Origin of the sequence: Peteryoungia ipomoeae (genome assembly GCF_004912165.1) — a bacterium.
Classification (GTDB): Bacteria; Pseudomonadota; Alphaproteobacteria; order Rhizobiales; family Rhizobiaceae; genus Allorhizobium; species Allorhizobium ipomoeae.
Map to the genome: position 1 here is coordinate 123846 of NZ_STGV01000008.1, position 17874 is coordinate 141719.

At 60.1% G+C, this 17874-nt stretch carries 12 protein-coding genes; 4 read left to right on the forward strand and 8 right to left on the reverse strand.

What is annotated here, in order from left to right:
• Nucleotides 1-2: 2 nt before the first annotated feature.
• From FAA97_RS19735 to FAA97_RS19745, 3 genes are all read right to left on the reverse strand, one after another.
• Complete coding sequence (locus tag FAA97_RS19735; protein WP_136600287.1) at nucleotides 3-1526, reverse strand: bifunctional aminoglycoside phosphotransferase/ATP-binding protein; 1524 nt, start codon at nucleotides 1524-1526, stop codon at nucleotides 3-5.
• 127 nt (nucleotides 1527-1653) lie between these two features.
• On the reverse strand, nucleotides 1654-3195 hold the full coding sequence (gene amaB, locus FAA97_RS19740) for an L-piperidine-6-carboxylate dehydrogenase (RefSeq protein WP_136600288.1): 1542 nt from the start codon (nucleotides 3193-3195) through the stop codon (nucleotides 1654-1656).
• A 38-nt stretch (nucleotides 3196-3233) separates the two neighbouring features.
• Nucleotides 3234-4517, reverse strand: a complete 1284-nt coding sequence (locus tag FAA97_RS19745) for an NAD(P)/FAD-dependent oxidoreductase (RefSeq protein ID WP_136600289.1) — start codon at nucleotides 4515-4517, stop codon at nucleotides 3234-3236.
• Between the two features lie 102 nt (nucleotides 4518-4619).
• Here FAA97_RS19745 and FAA97_RS19750 point away from each other — a divergent pair, with 102 nt between their 5' ends.
• On the forward strand, nucleotides 4620-5534 hold the full coding sequence (locus tag FAA97_RS19750) for a LysR family transcriptional regulator (RefSeq protein ID WP_206110071.1): 915 nt from the start codon (nucleotides 4620-4622) through the stop codon (nucleotides 5532-5534).
• A 22-nt stretch (nucleotides 5535-5556) separates the two neighbouring features.
• Here FAA97_RS19750 and FAA97_RS19755 read toward each other — a convergent pair whose 3' ends face one another.
• The 3 genes from FAA97_RS19755 to purU all read right to left on the reverse strand — a co-directional run bounded on the left by FAA97_RS19755 (nucleotide 5557) and on the right by purU (nucleotide 10050).
• Nucleotides 5557-5967: a DUF3307 domain-containing protein gene (locus FAA97_RS19755; RefSeq protein WP_136600291.1), complete on the reverse strand. Its 411-nt coding sequence runs from the start codon at nucleotides 5965-5967 to the stop codon at nucleotides 5557-5559.
• A gap of 173 nt (nucleotides 5968-6140) precedes the next feature.
• On the reverse strand, nucleotides 6141-9068 hold the full coding sequence (locus tag FAA97_RS19760; RefSeq protein ID WP_136600292.1) for an aminotransferase: 2928 nt from the start codon (nucleotides 9066-9068) through the stop codon (nucleotides 6141-6143).
• Between the two features lie 97 nt (nucleotides 9069-9165).
• Complete coding sequence (purU, locus tag FAA97_RS19765; protein ID WP_136600293.1) at nucleotides 9166-10050, reverse strand: formyltetrahydrofolate deformylase; 885 nt, start codon at nucleotides 10048-10050, stop codon at nucleotides 9166-9168.
• A 332-nt stretch (nucleotides 10051-10382) separates the two neighbouring features.
• On the opposite strand from purU, the gene FAA97_RS19770 reads away from it, so the two are divergent.
• Genes FAA97_RS19770 through FAA97_RS19780 form a run of 3 tightly spaced genes read left to right on the forward strand, consistent with a single transcriptional unit; the run spans nucleotide 10383 to nucleotide 14448 of the window.
• Nucleotides 10383-11555: a glycosyltransferase family 4 protein gene (locus FAA97_RS19770; RefSeq protein ID WP_136600294.1), complete on the forward strand. Its 1173-nt coding sequence runs from the start codon at nucleotides 10383-10385 to the stop codon at nucleotides 11553-11555.
• Nucleotides 11555-12676: a GumK N-terminal domain-containing glycosyltransferase gene (locus tag FAA97_RS19775; protein ID WP_425467436.1), complete on the forward strand. Its 1122-nt coding sequence runs from the start codon at nucleotides 11555-11557 to the stop codon at nucleotides 12674-12676. Before FAA97_RS19770 ends, FAA97_RS19775 begins: the two co-directional genes overlap by 1 nt.
• Nucleotides 12677-12678: 2 nt before the next feature.
• Nucleotides 12679-14448: an alpha/beta fold hydrolase gene (locus tag FAA97_RS19780; RefSeq protein ID WP_136600296.1), complete on the forward strand. Its 1770-nt coding sequence runs from the start codon at nucleotides 12679-12681 to the stop codon at nucleotides 14446-14448.
• Here FAA97_RS19780 and FAA97_RS19785 read toward each other — a convergent pair.
• Both FAA97_RS19785 and FAA97_RS19790 read right to left on the reverse strand, forming a co-directional pair.
• Entirely contained in the window at nucleotides 14433-16895 is a 2463-nt protein-coding gene (locus FAA97_RS19785; RefSeq protein WP_136600297.1) for a glycosyl hydrolase 2 galactose-binding domain-containing protein, read from the reverse strand. The genes FAA97_RS19780 and FAA97_RS19785 overlap by 16 nt on opposite strands.
• A 19-nt stretch (nucleotides 16896-16914) precedes the next feature.
• A complete protein-coding gene (locus FAA97_RS19790; protein ID WP_246041590.1) occupies nucleotides 16915-17874 on the reverse strand; it encodes a DUF1839 family protein in 960 nt (319 codons plus the stop codon).

Here is a 17874-nt window from a genome sequence, read left to right on the forward strand (position 1 = left end):
GGTCAGGCAGGGGGTAGAAGGGCTGAAACCTGCCGAACCAGATGCAGGATGTCGGCTGTGCTCCCCAGTCTGTGCCAGGTTATATCACCGAGGTCACGGCTCAGTTGCAGCCGCAAAACATCGCCGTTGGCGTCAGAATCGCCGGCGGCTCGGGTTTGAAGCCTTTGCAGCAAGGTGTCCGTCGGGGCCTCAAGCCAGAGTCCCGTCATCGGGATGCCGAGCCGCTTCGAAAGCGCTTGAACGGCGTCTCTTTCGCTTTGCCGATCGAAAACCGCATCGATGATGACGCTTCCGCCTGCGGCAAGGATAGTCTCTGCCTTCTGGCGCAGTGTTTCATAGACCCTCGCCGAGACGGCGTGGGCATAGGCCCCGTCCGGTAATTTTTGACCTCTGGCTATGCCGTAGAGTGCGCGCCGCTGGCGGTCGCTTTCCAGTATGCGCGCGCCGGGCGCAAGGCCGAGCCCGGGTGCCAATGCTTCCGCCAGGGTTGATTTGCCGGTGCCGCTAAGGCCGCCGATTGCAACAAGTCGAGCAGGCTCAGAGCGCAACAGGGTTTCCGCGAGCTCCAGATAGCGCCAAGCTTCGGTGCGCAAACCCTCGGGCGGATCGGCCGCCTGCGCGATCTGGGTTGCTTCCACATGGGCACGAATTGCCGCGCGGACCGCCATGAACAGGGACAGAAGCGGATAACCTGCATCGTCGCCGGTTTTGTCGAAATAGCGGTTTGCGACCGCATTTGCCAGGTCCTCCTGCTGCCGATGCCAGAGATCCATGAGCAGGAAGGCCAGATCGTAAAGCACATCGCATACCGCGAGGGTGTCGTTGAAGTCGATGCAATCGAACATTCTCGGGCCTTCAGGGCCGAGAAAAAGGTTCCGCAAATGCAAGTCGCCATGGCAATGGCGGATTGCACCATTCCGTTCGCGACGGTCCAGGAGCGCATGATTGGCACGGTGCAACGCCCGGAATCTTTGATTGAGGCGCTGGATCTGGTCCGTCGGGAACACCGAAGTCGATTGAAAGGCCGCCTCGTTGATTGCGAGGACACCGGCCAGATTGTCCGCGCCAGTTCCGTCATGCCTGATGTCAGCTGACTGGTGAAATGCGGCAATCTGTTCTGCCGTCGCTTCCATGAGTGGTTTGGTCAGACCATCGCCATCGGCCAGCCGGTCAAACAGCTGTTCCTGTGAAAAGCGGCGCATCTCGACAACATAGTCGAGGACGATGCCTTGGCCATCGAGGGCAAGCGAACCGTCCGCTTCTCGTGTCACGCTGCGGACGCCAAGATAGATCTCTGGCGCCGTCCGGCTGTTCAGGCGGACCTCTGCGAGGCAATAGGTCCGACGTAGGTCGAGCGTCGTGAAATCGGCATAGGGAAGCTTGACGGCGCGCTTCAGCTTGTAAGCGCGATCGCCCGCAAGAAACACGAGGGATATATGCGTCTCGATGATCTCCGCCGCGTCGGCACCAAAAGTTCCGGCGCTTGAGAGGAAAGCGATGACATCGGTCTGGCTGTCGACCTGCATTGGCTGTCCGCTGTTTTTGTTCACGGCGCAGTGTCGGCGATGCGTGCGCCAAAGACCAGAGCTTCGGGCTCCGTCTTTGGTGTAAAGAGAGAGGCCGGTGCTGATGGCACCGGCCCCTTTTGTCGTCCTATTCGATGTCGAACTTGACGCCCTGCGCCAGCGGCAGGGTGCGGCCGTAGTTCACGGTGTTGGTCTGGCGGCGCATATAGGCCTTCCAGCTGTCGGAGCCGGATTCGCGGCCGCCGCCAGTTTCCTTTTCGCCACCGAAGGCGCCGCCGATTTCAGCGCCCGAAGGGCCGATATTGACGTTGGCAATACCGCAATCAGAACCGCGGTCAGAGACGAAGGCTTCCGCCTCGCGGATGTCGTTGGTGAAGATCGACGAGGAGAGCCCCTGCGGAACATCATTGTTGAGGGCCAGTGCCTGATCGAAGTCGCTGTACTTGATCACATAAAGGATCGGCGCAAATGTTTCCTCGACCACCGGTCCGCACTGCTGCGGCATCTCGACGAGCGCCGGACGCACGTAGAAGGCTTGCGCCGCCACATCCGCATGGACACGTTCGCCGCCATGAATGGTGCCGCCGTTGGCCTTGGCGGCTTCGAGCGCGTGCTGCATGCGGTCATAAGACCCCTTGTCGATCAGCGGGCCAATCAAATTGCCGGCTTCCAGCGGATTGCCAACGGTGACGGAACCATAGGCCTTGATCAGCCGCGGCACGAGCGTGTCGTAGACGCTTTCGTGCACGAAGAGACGGCGCAATGTGGTGCAGCGCTGGCCGGCCGTGCCCATGGCGGCAAAGGCAACGCCGCGCAGTGTCAGATCGAGATCGGCGCTTGGGCCGACGATCGCTGCATTGTTGCCGCCGAGTTCGAGGATCGAGCGGCCGAAGCGGGCGGCAACGCGAGGTCCCACGGCGCGGCCCATGGCAGTTGATCCCGTTGCCGAAATCAGCGGCACCTTCGGGTGGTCGACAAGGATTTCGCCAATGTCACGCCCACCGATCAGAAGCGTCGAAAGGTTGGCCGGCGCCTTGCCGCCCTGCGCGTTGTGGCGCTTCACGGCCTTTTCGAAGATCGCCTGGGTGGCGATGGCTGTGAGTGGGGTCTTTTCCGAAGGCTTCCAGATCGTGGAATTGCCGCAGACAAGTGCCAGTGCGGCATTCCAGGACCAGACAGCCACGGGGAAGTTGAAAGCGGAGATGATGCCGGTGACGCCCAGCGGATGCCAGGTTTCCATCATGCGGTGTTCGGCGCGTTCGGTGGCAATGGTCAAGCCGTAGAGCTGGCGGGAGAGGCCGACGGCGAAATCGCAGATATCGATCATTTCCTGGACTTCGCCGAGGCCTTCCGAGGTGATCTTGCCGACTTCGATCGACACAAGGCGGCCGAGTTCAGTCTTGGACGCGCGCAGTTCCTCGCCCAGCAGACGGATCAGTTCGCCTCGTTGTGGCGCCGGCACGAGACGCCATTTGAGAAAAGCCTGATGGGCCGCATCGATCGCGCGCCTCGTATCGTCTGCCGAGATTTCCTTGACCGAGGCAATCGTCTGGCCGTTGATCGGAGAGCGGACCGCGAGTGTTCCTCCGGCAAGGGCGGCAGCATCCACGCCGAAGCTTGCCATCAAGGTCTTGATGTCGGCGGAAAAGTCTATGGTAGCGAGGGTCATGATGGTCCTTCCGTCAGCTAAGCCTGGTTCTTGTCTGTTTAAAATCGTGCGCCGGCCAGATGCGCAAGCTGTGCACCGGCCTCATACCATGTTTCCTTGAGCGTCCTAAGGGCCGGCATAGTCGGATCCGTCAAGGGGAGCGGCAGAGCGCTCTCTTCAATGCGTCCAAGGATGTGATCGGCCAATACCTTGCCGAATACCGTTCCAGGTGCAATTCCGCGGCCGTTATAGCCTGAAAAGCCGATCACGCCGGGGGCGAATTTATGGAAGCGTGGCAGGGCGTTGCCGGTCATGCCGATCTTGCCATACCATTCGCTCTCGAATTCCACTGCGCCAACCTGCGGAAATATTGCCTTGAGGGCGCGGTGAGCCCAGGCCTTGTGAATGGAAAGACCCGTGCCTCTCAGGGCTCCAACGCTGCCGAAGACGATGCGACCGGCCTTGTCCATGCGAAATGAGGTTAGGACTTCCCGAGTATCCCAGCAGCCCTGGCGCTCCGCCAGGATAGACTTCTGCAGATTGTCGCTCAGCGGCTGCGTTGCAAAGTTGAAGTAGGGCAGATGCACCTGTTCATCACGGACAGCCTTGAAAGGTCCTTCGCTATAGGCATCGGTCGCGACAATGATCCATTGGGTCTCGACCATGCCGTCAGCAGTCTCGACTTGCCATCCGCTGGCCGTTTTTGCATAGCCAATCACGGGACTCGCTGTAAATAGTCTTGCGCCGGCTTCCAAGGCCGCACGTGCCAGGCCGCGGACATAGGCGAGCGGCTGGAGCGTCCCGGCGCGCCGGTCGAGAAGGCTGCCGGGGTAAGTGCTGGTGCCGATCTTGCGTTCGGTCTCGGCAGCGTCGAGCACCTCCACCGGTGCGCCGCGCTTTTGCCATTGGCGCGCACGCTGCTCGATTTCCTTCATCCCCGCCTGTCCGACGGCGCAATGCAAGGTTCCAGCGCGCTCCAATTCGCAATCGATCGCGTGGCGATCAATGATTTCCATGACGGCCCGTGGACCGTTGCCGAGAAGATCGAGCAACCGCTCGCCGTAAACAGGGCCGAGTTCCGAAGGCAGGTCATCGGGCATGACCCACATGCCGGCATTGATCAGGCCGACATTGCGGCCGGCGCCACCGAAGCCGATTTCCTTCGCTTCCAGCACCACGACCGCGGTGCCTGCTTCTGCCAGGTGCAGTGCTGCCGAAAGCCCTGTATAGCCACCGCCCACGACGACGACATCGGCTTTGGTTTTTCCTTCAAGATGCAATGTTACCGGCGCTGCGGGAGCCGTCTTTTCCCATAGGCCGTGTGAACGAGGATCCTGCAGCAATTTTTCCCCCTGTCATTCCTTTTGGGTAAAGTCTTGAGCTTCCTAGAAGAGCATTCTACGCCATTCCAGCGATAAATTCTCAAGAGTTCATTCCTGAAAGGCATGACCATGCTGCCGGCCCGTCGTTTTCTGCCGTCGCTTTCTCTGTTGACCGCCTTCGAGGCTGCGGCCCGGACCGGCAGCGTGACCGCAGCCGCCCGTGAACTGGATCTGACGCAGAGCGCGGTGAGCCGGCAGATCAAGGCCTTGGAAGATCAGTTGGGCGTCGCGCTCTTTCTGCGCGAACGCCAGACCATTCGGTTGACGATAGCTGGCGATAGCTATGCGCGGGAAATCCGTGAGGCCTTGCGGCGAATTTCAAGCGCCTCGCTAAACCTCAGGGCCAATCCGCTTGGTGGAACGCTGAACCTCGCCATCCTCCCGACCTTTGGCGCCCGCTGGCTTGCGCCGCGGCTTGGTCGATTTCTGGCCGTCAATCCCGGTATCACGATCAATCTCGTAACGCGGATCGCCCCTTTCGATTTCCGGCTGGATTCGATCGATGCCGCAATCCACTTCGGTGATGCCGTCTGGCCCGGGGCCGACCTGACTTTGTTGATGCAGGAAGAGACCCTTCCGGCCTGCAGCCCCGATTTCAAGCGGGTACATGCACTGGAGACACCAGAGGATCTGCTTGGCGTGCCGCTTCTGCACCTGACAACCCGGCCCGATGCCTGGGAGCGTTGGTTCCGACAGGCAGACGTGTCCTTCGGCAGTCTGCACGGCATGTTGTTTGATCAATTCGCAACCGCCTCGCAGGCGGCAATTGGTGGTCTCGGCACTGCGCTTCTGCCGACATTTCTCATTGAAGACGAGTTGAAGCGCGGAGAGCTTGTGCCCGCCATCGATCGCCGGATGACCAGCAGCCAGCGCTACTATCTGGCCATGCCGAAGGAGCGTGCCTCGTATCCACCCCTCGTCGCATTTCGCGCATGGATGCTGGACGAGGTTGCGCTGATGCGCGACCCTGGCCGCTAGGCCTTGGAGGGGCAGTCTTTCGTCAGGTCGAGGAGACAGCGGTCACAGCAAGCGCAATGGCAAACGCAAGGTGCGTCAGATGATGCAATGTCTGGTCGGTGCCGAGCAGCCACCAGAAATGGCCCTGCGTGGCCGTCAGCTTATAGCGCGCCTGGATCCAGGACTTGGACCGGTCGATCGTCCCGTGGACGACAAAGTCGACGAGCGCCAGCCAGAACAAGGCGGCATTGAGAAAAAGGCAGATGATCAGCGTACCCATCGCGTGGATGCTGACATGGGCGAGAAGGGGCGCAAACCAGGTCTTCTGGTCATCCTTGCCCAAGGCCATCCAGGTGGTCTGGAAAATGTAGTCGGCAAACAACTGCTTGATAATGAACAGCGCCATCCCGAGGATCAGGGCGTTGGCAGAAATGGAACCAGTCGGGATGAACATGCGGTATCCTTAAGGCACTGTCGCCTAACGATCGTTGAGGTGACCATTCGCTGAGAAGCGCAGTCTCAATACACCCAAACGGACGTTTGGCCAGAGAGCGCTTGTGTCAAAAAAGTGTCTGGGCTGGCCGCGGCGTGATTTATCTCACGCCAAATAGGGGGCGTATCTCCTCGTCACCAGCCCTCGCTGAGCACTTTTTGAATCATGTCGACGAAATAGTCTGCACTCTCACGGCTCAAGCAAAGGGGTGGCTTGATCTTGAGGACATTGAGATGATCTCCGGTCGGCTGCATGATGACGCCGAGGTCGAGAAGCCGATTACAGATGGCGGCTGTTTCAAGGGTCGCCGGCTCCAGGCTTTCACGGTCCCGGACGAACTCCAGACCGAGATAGAGGCCGAGACCATGGATCGCGCCGACAATCGGGAAGTCATCCATGAGGCCCATCAGACGCGATTTGAGGTGGTCACCGACATCACGCGCATTGGCCTGGAGATTTTCGTCCCGCATCACGTCCAGCACCTCCATTCCGACGACGCAGCTCACCGGGCTGCCGCCGGAAGAAGAGAAGAAATATCCTTCGTTCTCCAGGCTGTCGGCAATCTCTCGACGAGTAATCACGGCACCGAGCGGTTGTCCGTTGCCCATCCCCTTGGCAATCGTGATGATGTCAGGCACCACGTTCTGTTCCTCGAAGCCCCAAAAGTGGTGGCCAAGCCTTCCATATCCCACCTGCACTTCATCCGCGATGCACAGGCCGCCGCGTTCGCGCACCATGGCGTAGATTGCTTCGAGATAGCCGGGCGGAAGCGGGATGCCGCCGGCATTGCCGAAAGGGCTTTCGGCAATGAAACCAGCAAGACCGGCACCGCTTTCGTCGATGCGTGCCAGTTCTTCGACTGCAGCGGCGATATAGCCTTCGCTCGCATTTCGGCCGCGGAAGCGTCCGCGATAGGTGTTCGGTGACAGGATCGGTCGCACCCAGTCAGGTCGTGATTCGAGCGCGCCGGGATTGTCGGCAATCGATGTCGAGACGGCATCGCTGGCGACGGTCCAGCCATGATAGGCTTCCAAGAGGCTCAAGATATTGCGACGACCGGAATGCGCCCAGGCAAGTCTTATGGCCAGGTCAACGGCTTCCGAGCCAGAGTTCACCAGGAAGACGGTGTCGAGACCAGGAGGCGCCAAGGCTGCCAGTCGCTCGGAAAACTCAGCCACAGCTGAGTAGTGAAAGCGCGAATTGGTATTCAACAGCGACCATTGCCGCCCGGCCGCGGCCGCAAGGCGCGGATGCCCGTGTCCCAGGATCGAGACGTTGTTGACCATGTCGAGATAGCAGCGGCCGTGAACATCGAACAGATGCTCACGCCAGCCACGCTCGATCTGGGGCGGGTTGACGTAATAGTTTTTCTGAGCGGCTGCGAAGTGGGCGCGTCTCGTTTGCAGCAACTCGGTCGAATGCGTTTCCGGTGCATCGACATCGGCGCCGAGCAAGAGAGATGGCGAGGGGCATAGCCAGGCCCAGATGCGGCTCTGCCGCGGCTTGGCAAAGAGCGGCGGAACCAGATCGGGATCGCGGCACATTTGCACCCGCAAGCCACCCACGCTTCCTGCCGCTCCGCTGACGTGTCCGATCAGTTCACCGGCAGAAACGTGCTGTTTGTGCTCCAGCGCCGTATCGATACCGTCCAGATGAAGGGACATGTCCTTGGTCGACAAAATCAGGTGGTGTCCGTCGATCAGGATCGTCCCGGCAAAGGGGGCTTTGGCTGCCGTGCCTGCGGGCAGGCAGATATCGACATGCAAGGCAAAGGTTGCCGGAGGTTGCGATGACCGCGGCTTCGTATAGGAAAGTCGGTATTCGCCGAAGCGGGTCGAGGCGATACCGGTCTCGAGCGCCGCTCTTGCCAAAAGCTTCCAGTCGATCTCCGGATCAGCCCAATTGTCACCGGTCAGCGCGTCACTGGTGACGCTGAGATCGGTCAGCCGCACGTCTTCCGGCACAAGAGCAGGCAGCAGCCTGCTGGTGATGAACGGCATTGCGTCGGGCAGGGGTAAGCCCGCCGCGTCAAAGATTGCGGCTTCCATCAGGGCATAGGGCACGGATGTCGCCAGATCGAAGATTTCCCGCTCATGCCCGATATTGCCCAGCACGTAATTGTTGTCCGGATCGATTGCGAGCTGCTGCTCGCTGCTGGCGACCAGGATGCCGGCCCTGGCAACGATGAGCGGCCATAGCGCTTTCAGTTCTGACGGCAGCAACGGGTAACGGGCATGGAAGGCCTGGACTGCAGGCAAGATGAAAAACGGATCTCCGTCTGCATGATGCAGAAGTGCCGCGCAGGTGACCGCCAAGTCGGCGACCAGCCAGCCGTTCATGATATCGCCAAAGTCGATAACCCCGTCAGGGATCGCATGACCGTCGGCGTTGAGCAGGGCCACCACATTATCGTCCGTGATGTCGTGGTGGATCGGCTGGACACGCAATTCTGGCGCAAGCGGCTGCAGGCGTTTCACAGCAACGATCATTGCTTTGGCAATGCGGTCCCGCTGCTTCTGATCTTTCAGCGATTTCAGAAGATGAAGGGCGACAGGCCCCGCGCGCCGCAAATCCCACTGCAGGACGCGGTCGAGACCGTGATGGCGAAAATCGCTGAGCCCCAGGGCAATCTTTGCCCCGATATCGCCGAGTTCAGCAACGACCTCGACGGGGAGGTGCTTCTGCCGGGTCAGCGGCTCGCCATCCAGATAGGTGAGAACGCGAACCCAATAGTGATCGCCATTGATCTCGAAATGCGAGACATGCTCTCCCGTCAGAGAGGCGATCGGTTCGGGAATGCGGATGCCAAGCTCCATCTGGAACAGGTGTTCCATCGCCCGATTCTGCGCTTCCAGTTCGTGGCGCGGGTATTCTGCCCGCGTCACCTTGAGCACCAGCTTCTCCTCGCCGGTGTCGATCAGAAAATTTCGGTCCTGCTGGCTGCCCAGCTCGGATATGCTTCCGTGCAGACCAAAGCAATCGGAGAGGATGCTTTTGGCATCCTCGACCGTTACCGATGGCCTGGCCAGCTCCGTACGTTGGAGAAGTGCCGAATCGGCCATGCGCGTTCCCCCATGAAGATCAGTTTGGGAGATTAGCAGAGCCTTTGATTGCGTCTATCCCAACGTAAGGCAGATTGTGCCTTGCCGAGAAAATGCCTCAGCCCATGCGCTCCGACGCATAGGAGCCTGGGCTTGCCGGGAAGACCACGGTGCGGTTGCCGTTGATAAAGGTGCGGTGGTGGATATGGGCATGGATGGCACGGGCCAGCACCTGGCTTTCGACATCGCGGCCGATCGACACGTAATCTTCGGCAGACTGCGCATGGGTGATCCGGGCAACATCCTGTTCGATGATCGGTCCTTCGTCGAGATCCGCGGTCACGTAGTGGGCCGTGGCGCCGATCAGCTTCACGCCGCGTTCAAAGGCCTGCTTGTAAGGGTTGGCGCCCTTGAAGCTCGGCAGGAATGAGTGATGGATGTTGATGATGCGGCCAGACATCTTCTTGCACAGACTGTCTGAGAGAACCTGCATGTAGCGCGCCAGCACGATGAGCTCGGTACCGGTCTGTTCGACCAGTTCGAGAAGCTGAGCTTCCGCCTGCGGCTTGTTTTCCTTCGTTACCTTGATGTGGTGGAAGGGGATGTCGTGATTGACGACAACCTTCTGGTATTCGAAATGGTTCGAAACCACGCCGACGATGTCGATCGGCAGCGCGCCAATCTTCCACCGGTAGAGCAGGTCGTTCAGGCAGTGGCCGAACCGGGAGACCATCAGAAGCACCTTTTCGCGCTTGGCCGCGTCATGCAGATTCCACTGCATGGCAAAGGCGTCGGCGACCGCAACGAAACCTTTTTCCAGAGCAGCCTGGCTTGCGCCTTGCTCCGAGATGAAAGAGACGCGCATGAAAAACTGTCCGGTGTCGAGGTCGTCGAATTGCGAGCTATCGACGATGTTGCAGCCCTCATTGGCTAGATATCCGGAAATTGCAGCAACGATGCCTCGGCTGGAGCGGCAGGAAACGGTCAGTACATAGCTCGTCATCGACATAATTCTCCTCGGGCGGGGCTGGCCGCATGTCTCTATCGCAACTCATTGGAGACCGAAAGTGCAGCGTCGCGATCGAAGCCAACATGTTCGGCGGGGATCCGGGACCGCATCCGCTGCCTCTTTCCCCTTTGCTGGAAGATTATGCCAGCCAAAGCGATTTTCCGTTCCCATTGCGCCTTCCAGCGACGCATCTTCGCCGGATCGGATGTTGTGCTCGTTCACGTACCCTGCATGCGGACAGGCCAACACGCGGTCTTAACCGTTTTTGCTTAAGTCGATGACTATGTCCTTTATGCAGACCCGAGAGGCAAGACGGTTAGGCGCAGATGATTGATCCGCATGAAGAGGTTGCACCGATGCAGAGGATGCCGCCTCTTGTCGTCCACATTGTGAGGCAGTTTTCGCCCAGTCGCGGCGGGCTTGAAGACGTCGTTTCCAACCTCTGCGGGCAACTTATGCGCCAAGGCTGGCGCGTGCGGGTTGTGACCCTCGATCGGCTGTTCCGCAACCCCGCGGTTCATTTGCCGGCGTCTGAGATGATTGGCGGCATCGAGGTGGTTCGAATTCCGTGGCGCGGAAGCAGCCGGTATCCTCTGGCGCCGGCTGTCTTGAACCACATCGCCGACGCCGATCTTGTCCATGTTCACGCAATCGACTTCTTCTACGATTTTGTTGCGCTGACCAGGTTCATGCACAGGAAGCCACTGCTTGCGACCACACATGGCGGCTTCTTTCACACGCCGAAATATGCTCGTTTGAAGACGCTTTGGTTCCACACGGCCACACGGCTTTCGGGCTTAGCCTATGATGCGCTGATTGCCTGCAGCCAGTCGGATGCCGCGATGTTTCGGCAGATCGCAGGATCGCGACTGAGGCTTATCGAGAATGGCGTGGATATCGAGAAATACGCTGACGCTTCATCGTCCAAACCGACACGCAGGCTGGTCACGGTCGGCCGCTTCTCCGACAACAAGCGGCTCGACCGCTTGCTGGATGTTTTGGCCGATCTGCGTTCGAGATGCTCGGACTGGCAGCTCGACATCATCGGGACTCCGTCCGATTTATCGACTGATGCGCTACGAGCCATGATTGATCAAAGGGCTCTCTTTGAGGCCGCAACAATCCATGTCGGTGTCGACGAAGATGAGGTTCGCGAGATCTTTGGTCGCGCCTCGCTTTTTATCTCGGCCTCCGAGTATGAGGGCTTCGGCCTCGTGGCGGTGGAAGCCATGAGCGCGGGGCTCATTCCCGTTTTGCATCACAATGCAGCCTATCAGGCGCTTGCTGCTCGCCACCGCTGTATTGCGGTGACCGACTTCGCCCGGCCTGCTGAAGGCGCCGCGGCGATTGAAGCCGCCTTGGCGCGCCTGCAGTCGAACCCCCTGATGCGCGATGAGGCGAAAGCAGCCGCTGGCGGATATGGCTGGGCGAGGGTCCGTGAAGCGCATATGTCGCTCTATCGCGATGTTCTGCAAAGCCGTAAGCCGAGGACGTTATGATGGGTCGGAAACCGAACCGCGTCCTGATCGTTACCGGTCAGCATTTCGCCGATTCACCGCGCCGTGTCGATCTGCACTTCATGACGCAGCAACTGCTCGAAGACGGAGATCACGTCGACTATCTCGTCTGTCGCCTCAGCCCCCTGAGCCGGTTTATCACCGATGGACGTTATGATCAGGCGGCGTCGCTACCACGCAATGCGTGGGATGTCCGAGCCGAGCGCTTGGAGCAGTTCATCTGGTTTGCTCCCTTCCATCCGGTGAACCTCCGCAACCCCGTTCTGAATGCAATCGTTGCACCGTTTTATTGTGCCTATGCAGCTTTCCTGCCGAAGGCCGTGCTGGATCGCCTGCCGGGCTATTCGCATATCTTAATTGAAAGTGGCCCGTCTCCCCTGCTTGCGAGGCGGCTGCACAAGTATGCGCCGCAAGCCAAGCTTATCTATCATGCGGCAGACCGGCTCGAGACCATCGGAACCCATCCGTGCATTGCCAGGGAGCTAACGGCGACAATGCCGCTTTACGACTGGGTGCGGATTATGGCCGAGGCCATGCGTGCCGATTTTCCGCATGATGCGCCGGTCGTCTACCTACCGCATGGTATCAGTAAGGAGCCTTTCGACGGGGCAACGATCAACCCTTATCCCGGCCCACGCCAGGCCGTCAGCGTCGGCGACATGAAGTTCGATGCCGAGGTTATTGACTGTCTCGCCCGGGCTTATCCTGACTGGACCTTTCACCTCTTCGGCAAGAAGGCGCTGCCGCTTGAGGTGTTGCCGAACATTGAAGTCCATGGCGAGGTGGCGTTCGACGTGATCGTGCCGTTCATCAAGTTCGCCGATGTAGGCTTGGCGCCCTATCGCGAGGGGGACGGAGCTGACTACCTCAGCCAATCGAGCCTCAAGATGATTCAGTACAGCTATTGCCATCTGCCGATCCTCGCACCCCGCTTTGCAGCTGCGGGACGGTCGCATGTCTGTGCCTACGATCCCGGAAACACTCACTCCATCGTGGATGCCTTCAGCCGCGCTGCGGCAATGGATCATCTCGTCGTTGACAGCTCCTCCATCCTGACCTGGAGCGAGGTGGTGAACCAGCTTTTCACGGACGAGTGGAGGTAGATGTGCCAGAGATTGCGAAAGCCGTTCCACTTACTTTCGCCAAGACTGTGGGGCTGCTGCAACCCGCGAAGCTTCCTTCGGACGGCACGGCTGTTCTTTTTCTCGGCTCTTTCGGTCTGGAGGACATGTGTCTCAGAGCCTTCTTCAGGCGCGGAGCCGAGGACCTGGCCAGAGTCGGAATTCAAAGTCTGCGTTTTGACTATCCGGCCATGGGGGATGCGCTCGATCACGAAAACGGCACCCTCGATCTCTCTCAGTGGGAAGAGGCGAGTGTGGACGCTGCCGGGGTCTTGCGGGCACATAGCGGAGCCAAGCGTGTCGTGATGATCGGGCACGGTCTGGGCGCAACACTCGCGCTTCGCATTGCCGATCGTATAGAGGGGCTGGCAGGGGTCGCCTGCCTTGCGCCCGTTGTCTCCGGGCGAGCCTATCTGCGCGAACTGCAGATCTGGTCGCGCATGGTGGATGAGGGCCTTGGTCTTGGCGAGGCGTATCGCAATGTCTCCGAGGTCGCGATTGGCGGGCACGTATTGCCCGAACCGCTGGCGGGACAGCTGAAACGTGTGGCCTTGTCGGATGACAGGCTGCCTTCGCTTGCGCACGCGCTGATCGCATCCCGTCCGGGTCGGGCAGGGGATCTCGAGCTTGGTGAAAGCCTCAAGGCCCGCGGTGCTGATGTCTCTCTTGTTCCGTATGAAGACTACGATGCCTTTGTCGCCAATCCATCCCAATCCCGCCTGCCGATTGCTCTCTTGAACTCGGTCATTGAGTGGGCGGTCGGTCTTTCCAGCGCGGTGATCGAGGGCGGCGAGCTGTACCGAAATCCCCTGGATACAGACGCATCGCTTCAGGGCGACGGATTTGTCGAACACCCGGTCGTGTTCGGCGCCAATCTCTATGGCATCCATTGCCTGCCTCGCACTTCAACCGACCGGCCATCGGTCCTGCTGCTCGGGACAGGATATGATCGCCATGCGGGCTGGGGCCGGTCGACTGTCAATCTCGCGCGCAACCTCGCCCGTCGTGGCATCCCGTCGCTCCGATTTGACGCTGCTGGTGTGGCGGACAGTCCTGCACGACCCGGTGCGCCCGATCAGGTTCTTTACAGCGATTTCCAGGAGCATGACGTTCGGGAGGCGCTGGATTTTCTGGCGCAGCACTCCGCCGCGCCGATCGTCGTCGTTGGGCGGTGCAGTGGTGCTTATCTGGCCATTCGCTCGGCTTTGTCGGACCCGCGGATCAACGGGGTCGTGTGTGCCAATCCATTCGTTTTTGCCTGGGACAAGGCGATTGATGTCGATGTTGCCCTCAAGGGCGGCGCGCGGTCCCTCGATGACTACGGCTCTCGTCTCTTGCGATGGGAAACCGTTGAGCGCATCCGGCGCGGCGAGGTTGATCTTCGCAGTGCTGCTCGCAACATCCTGAAGGGCATCATGCGCCGGCTCGGTGTCGCGGTGAAGCCGGTGCTGGCTCGGGTCATTCCCGTTGGTGTAAGGCAGCGGGCGATCCTTGCAGAATTTGCCAAGCTCGAGGCGCGGGGAGTGGCTATCGAGCTGATCTACAGCCGAGGCGATATCGGCTATCAGCATTTTGCAGAGCTATTTGGCGCCGATGGTCGGGGCTTGCGGCGTTTCCCCTCAGCGCACCTGACTGTGCTCGAGGGGGCCGATCACAATCTGAGCCCCCCATTCGCGCAAGCGGCCTATCAGGAAAGGATTGTCGATCTGTGCGATCGGATCCAGGCGGCCAGCCGCACTCAAGACCAGGCGTAAATTCCGCGCGATCCAAGGCTTTGCACGGTGCCGCGTGGTGCCGGTGCGTCCTGCTCGCGTGGGAGAAGGCGCAGGGGTTTCCACTGTCCAGGCGGCAGATGGAACCAGTCTTCCTCCACCCGATAGTTCTCGCATGCCACGTGCAGCGATTGGGCAAAAACGTCAGAGCGAAGGATGAGAACCCAGTTTCCATCTTGCTGTTCGAGCCGGTGCTCAATGACCGGCGCATGCAGGGATTGCGAGCGACCGAGCGGAAAATGATAGGCATCGGCCAGCCGATCTCCATCTGGGCTGTGCAATTCGGCTACCGTCACATCATGCGATGGCGGGCCGAATCGGAAAGCATATGTGGTGTCGAAGAAGGCGCCAAAGAGATCGGTTGCCGGCAGCGCCTGCCAGGAATGTGCTGAAAGCGTGAGAGAAGCCGTCCCGCGTGCCGCCGGATGTCGTCCATCGCGCAGACAAGTCAGGCTGACGGTCGTTTCAACGGTCGCAGCGCTATCATTAAGAACGTGGACCATTAGCCCATTGGTGCCCTCATCTGTCAGGCTTATCTGGACCGGCCTGAAAGCTCGCTTCAACCCGTACCATACCGACTTCGGCTCACCGGTCGCGTCGATGACGCCCCAGCCCGGACCGGCTTCGAGATCCTGAAGGGTCCAGACGAGTGCGCCGTTGCAGCTTGAGCCCTTGCGTCGCCATTCGGCATAGGCTTCGGTCACGATCTCGGTCGTTGTGGCACGCGAATAGGCGAGATAGCGCGAGGGATCTTCGCGCCGAAGCCTTGCCGGATCGTGCCCGTAGAGCAGCTGCAGATAGTGGTCCCGAATATCCTCAAAGTCCCAGGAGGCCGCGCGGTCGCGCGGTACCCGTGCCTTCCATCGGGGATCATGGACCGGCGGCACCGGAAGATGCCTGTCGAGCGTTTCTTGCTGCGGTACATTGGCAAAGGCCAGGCACTCAGCGGCAAAGCGGACCTCGGCACGGCGCGCATCTTCAAGCGGGCGCTGGTAGGCGCCAACGCCGTAGTAGTGGGTGACGCCTTCGCTCGGTGCAAATGGCATTGCTCCGCCAAAGGGCGAATTGGGCACATAGGCAGCGTCCGGTCGCATCTCTGCCGCTATCGTCGCCAGCGTTTCATTGAAGAATGCCCCGTTCCAGGTGTCTGGCTTGAGACCAAGCATGGCACCCTGCTGAAATACTTCGCTGCCGCCGCAGACGACCGCAAGCGAGGGATGCCCTTGCAGTTGGCCGAGCAATGATTTGGCCTCGTCTTTCGCCTGCATCAAGAAGTCGGGATTGCTGACCGGATAATCGTAATTGGCAAACATCATGTCCTGCCACACCAGGAGACCGAGTTGGTCACAGAGGCCGAAGAACTCCTTCGTCTCATAGGTCATGGTGCCGCCGATGCGGATCATGTTCATGTTGGCTTCGGCTGCCTTGATCAACCAGGGGGCATAGGCTTCGCCCGAACCTGAAAGACGCAGGATGTCGGCATTGGTCCAGACGGCACCGCGGCAGAAGACCCTGACGCCATTGACCTTGAGGCCGAAACCCTTGCCGTCTGCTCCCCGGTCGATTTCGATGCGACGAAAGCCGATCAGGCCGAGGGAATGGACGCGTCCGTCGAAAGCGATATCGAGGGCATGAAGCTTCGGTTTGCCGTGGGTTCTCGGCCACCAGGGCTCTACGTCAGGCAGCACGATGTCGGCCTGCATCGAACCGTCGGGACCGGCCACAAGCTCGGTTGTCACGCCGCAGCAACGCAAAGCGGCGCGAGGGCCATGCTCGGTGTCAAAGCGAACCGACAGATGGCCGGTGCCCGAGGCATCAAGATCGGCAGATACGCGCAGATTGCGGATGCAATCGCGACCAGGTCGGATGAGCTGGATGGAGCGGTAGGGACCCATCGGATGAATAGATGGGCACCAGCCCGGCATATGGCCGAGAACGGTCGTACGGACCAGTCGCAGCGCTTGATGATCCATCATCTGGGGGCGCCAGCGGGCACGGGGGCCCTTGCTGTTCAGTCTCGTTTCCAGGGCACGAAAGCAAATGGCAAGGTCATCCCGGCCCGTGAGTTCCAGGGACACGTCGTGCGCCTCGAACATGCTGTCGCTTTCCAGCATGAGACGGCCATTGACATAGACTTCCGCTACTGTTGCCAAACCCTCAAAACGCAAGAGGGCTGGCCCCGCCGCTTCACCTTCCAGCGAGCGGAAATACCAGACGTCCTTGTCATGCAGCGGCGTGGGCGCTGCGGGGTCGAATAAACCGGCATCGGCCAAGGCGCCGGCCACCGTGCCCGGAACGGTCGCAGGGATGCGCGCAGCCGGTCGATGAGCGTCAAAGGGATGCTCATGACGGCCAGCTTCGGTAACGAGCAGTGTCCATCCCTGTTCGAGCGGGCGGACATCCGCTCCGAGATAGATCCTCGTGCTCATGCGCGTCCTTTCAGCTCCGTCAGGGCTTGAGTTCATTCATCAGCCTGTCCCAGCCGGCGATTGCAGGATCAAGGGCTGCGCCAAGTGTATCAAACTTCTTCCGGGTTACGGCGCGCGCCAGCTGGAACTGGACGCTCTTGGCATTTTCCGCGATCGCAAGCGCTGCTTCAATCGCACGTGCATGTGATGGTGCATCCAGCCAGGCGAGGTGGCTCGCCAGGAGCTCGAAATTGGCACCGAATTGCCGCAGCGTGTTGAAGGCGTATTTGTGGAAGTAGCCGAAAGGACGCTTGGCGATCGCCTCGACCTGTGTGGGAAATTCGGCCGCGAAGGTGCGGATCGGATTGGCGCCGGGCCGTCTGGCGAAGTGCTGTTGCAGCAGGCGTTGGGCACCTTCGCGTTGATGGGCTGACGATGTCGGCTTTTCCGGAAACTTGGCAAATTCCGTGTAAGGCAGGAAGGGCATGGAACCCTGCGCTGCGCCAAGCTGAAAGACGCCGTCGAAATCCTCACCCTCCAGACGGAAGAAACCGCCATTGTGGAAGTAGTCCATCCGGCGTGCGGTCAAGTCGAGACGATTGATGCCGACCGTGGTCTTGCCATGGTCCTGCCGGTAACCGACACCGCGGGTATCCGGCATGAAGAAACTGTCCATCTCGACCAGGCAAAGGCGGCCGCGGGCAATCTGCGTCTGCACATGGGCTTCGACGCTGTCGAAGATCGCGAGCTCGGTGGCCCTGATTTCATAAAGCGCCTCCAGGTCCTCTAGCGGCACCTTGAAGAAGGTGAACTGGTCGCCCTCGAAATCCTGGGTCAGGGTGAAGCCGAGCATGGCTTCAGGATGCGAGCCCTGAGCGGAGAGGACTTCGATCCAGAGATCGACGTAGCAGTTCGTCTCCGGCCACATGCGCTCGCTGGAATGCAGCGCATGCGGCTGGTGGTGCGCGGGATCGAGATCTTCGAAGACGGATGCTCTCAC

What these genes read in the sequence shown, in the direction of transcription:
- FAA97_RS19735 (WP_136600287.1), bottom strand. Translation starts at nt 1,526, where the DNA reads ATGCAGGTCGACAGCCAGACCGATGTCATCGCTTTCCTCTCAAGCGCC.
- amaB (WP_136600288.1), bottom strand. Translation starts at nt 3,195, where the DNA reads ATGACCCTCGCTACCATAGACTTTTCCGCCGACATCAAGACCTTGATG.
- FAA97_RS19750 (WP_206110071.1), top strand. Translation starts at nt 4,620, where the DNA reads ATGACCATGCTGCCGGCCCGTCGTTTTCTGCCGTCGCTTTCTCTGTTG.
- FAA97_RS19755 (WP_136600291.1), bottom strand. Translation starts at nt 5,967, where the DNA reads ATGTTCATCCCGACTGGTTCCATTTCTGCCAACGCCCTGATCCTCGGG.
- FAA97_RS19760 (WP_136600292.1), bottom strand. Translation starts at nt 9,068, where the DNA reads ATGGCCGATTCGGCACTTCTCCAACGTACGGAGCTGGCCAGGCCATCG.
- purU (WP_136600293.1), bottom strand. Translation starts at nt 10,050, where the DNA reads ATGACGAGCTATGTACTGACCGTTTCCTGCCGCTCCAGCCGAGGCATC.
- FAA97_RS19770 (WP_136600294.1), top strand. Translation starts at nt 10,383, where the DNA reads ATGATTGATCCGCATGAAGAGGTTGCACCGATGCAGAGGATGCCGCCT.
- FAA97_RS19775 (WP_425467436.1), top strand. Translation starts at nt 11,555, where the DNA reads ATGGGTCGGAAACCGAACCGCGTCCTGATCGTTACCGGTCAGCATTTC.
- FAA97_RS19785 (WP_136600297.1), bottom strand. Translation starts at nt 16,895, where the DNA reads ATGAGCACGAGGATCTATCTCGGAGCGGATGTCCGCCCGCTCGAACAG.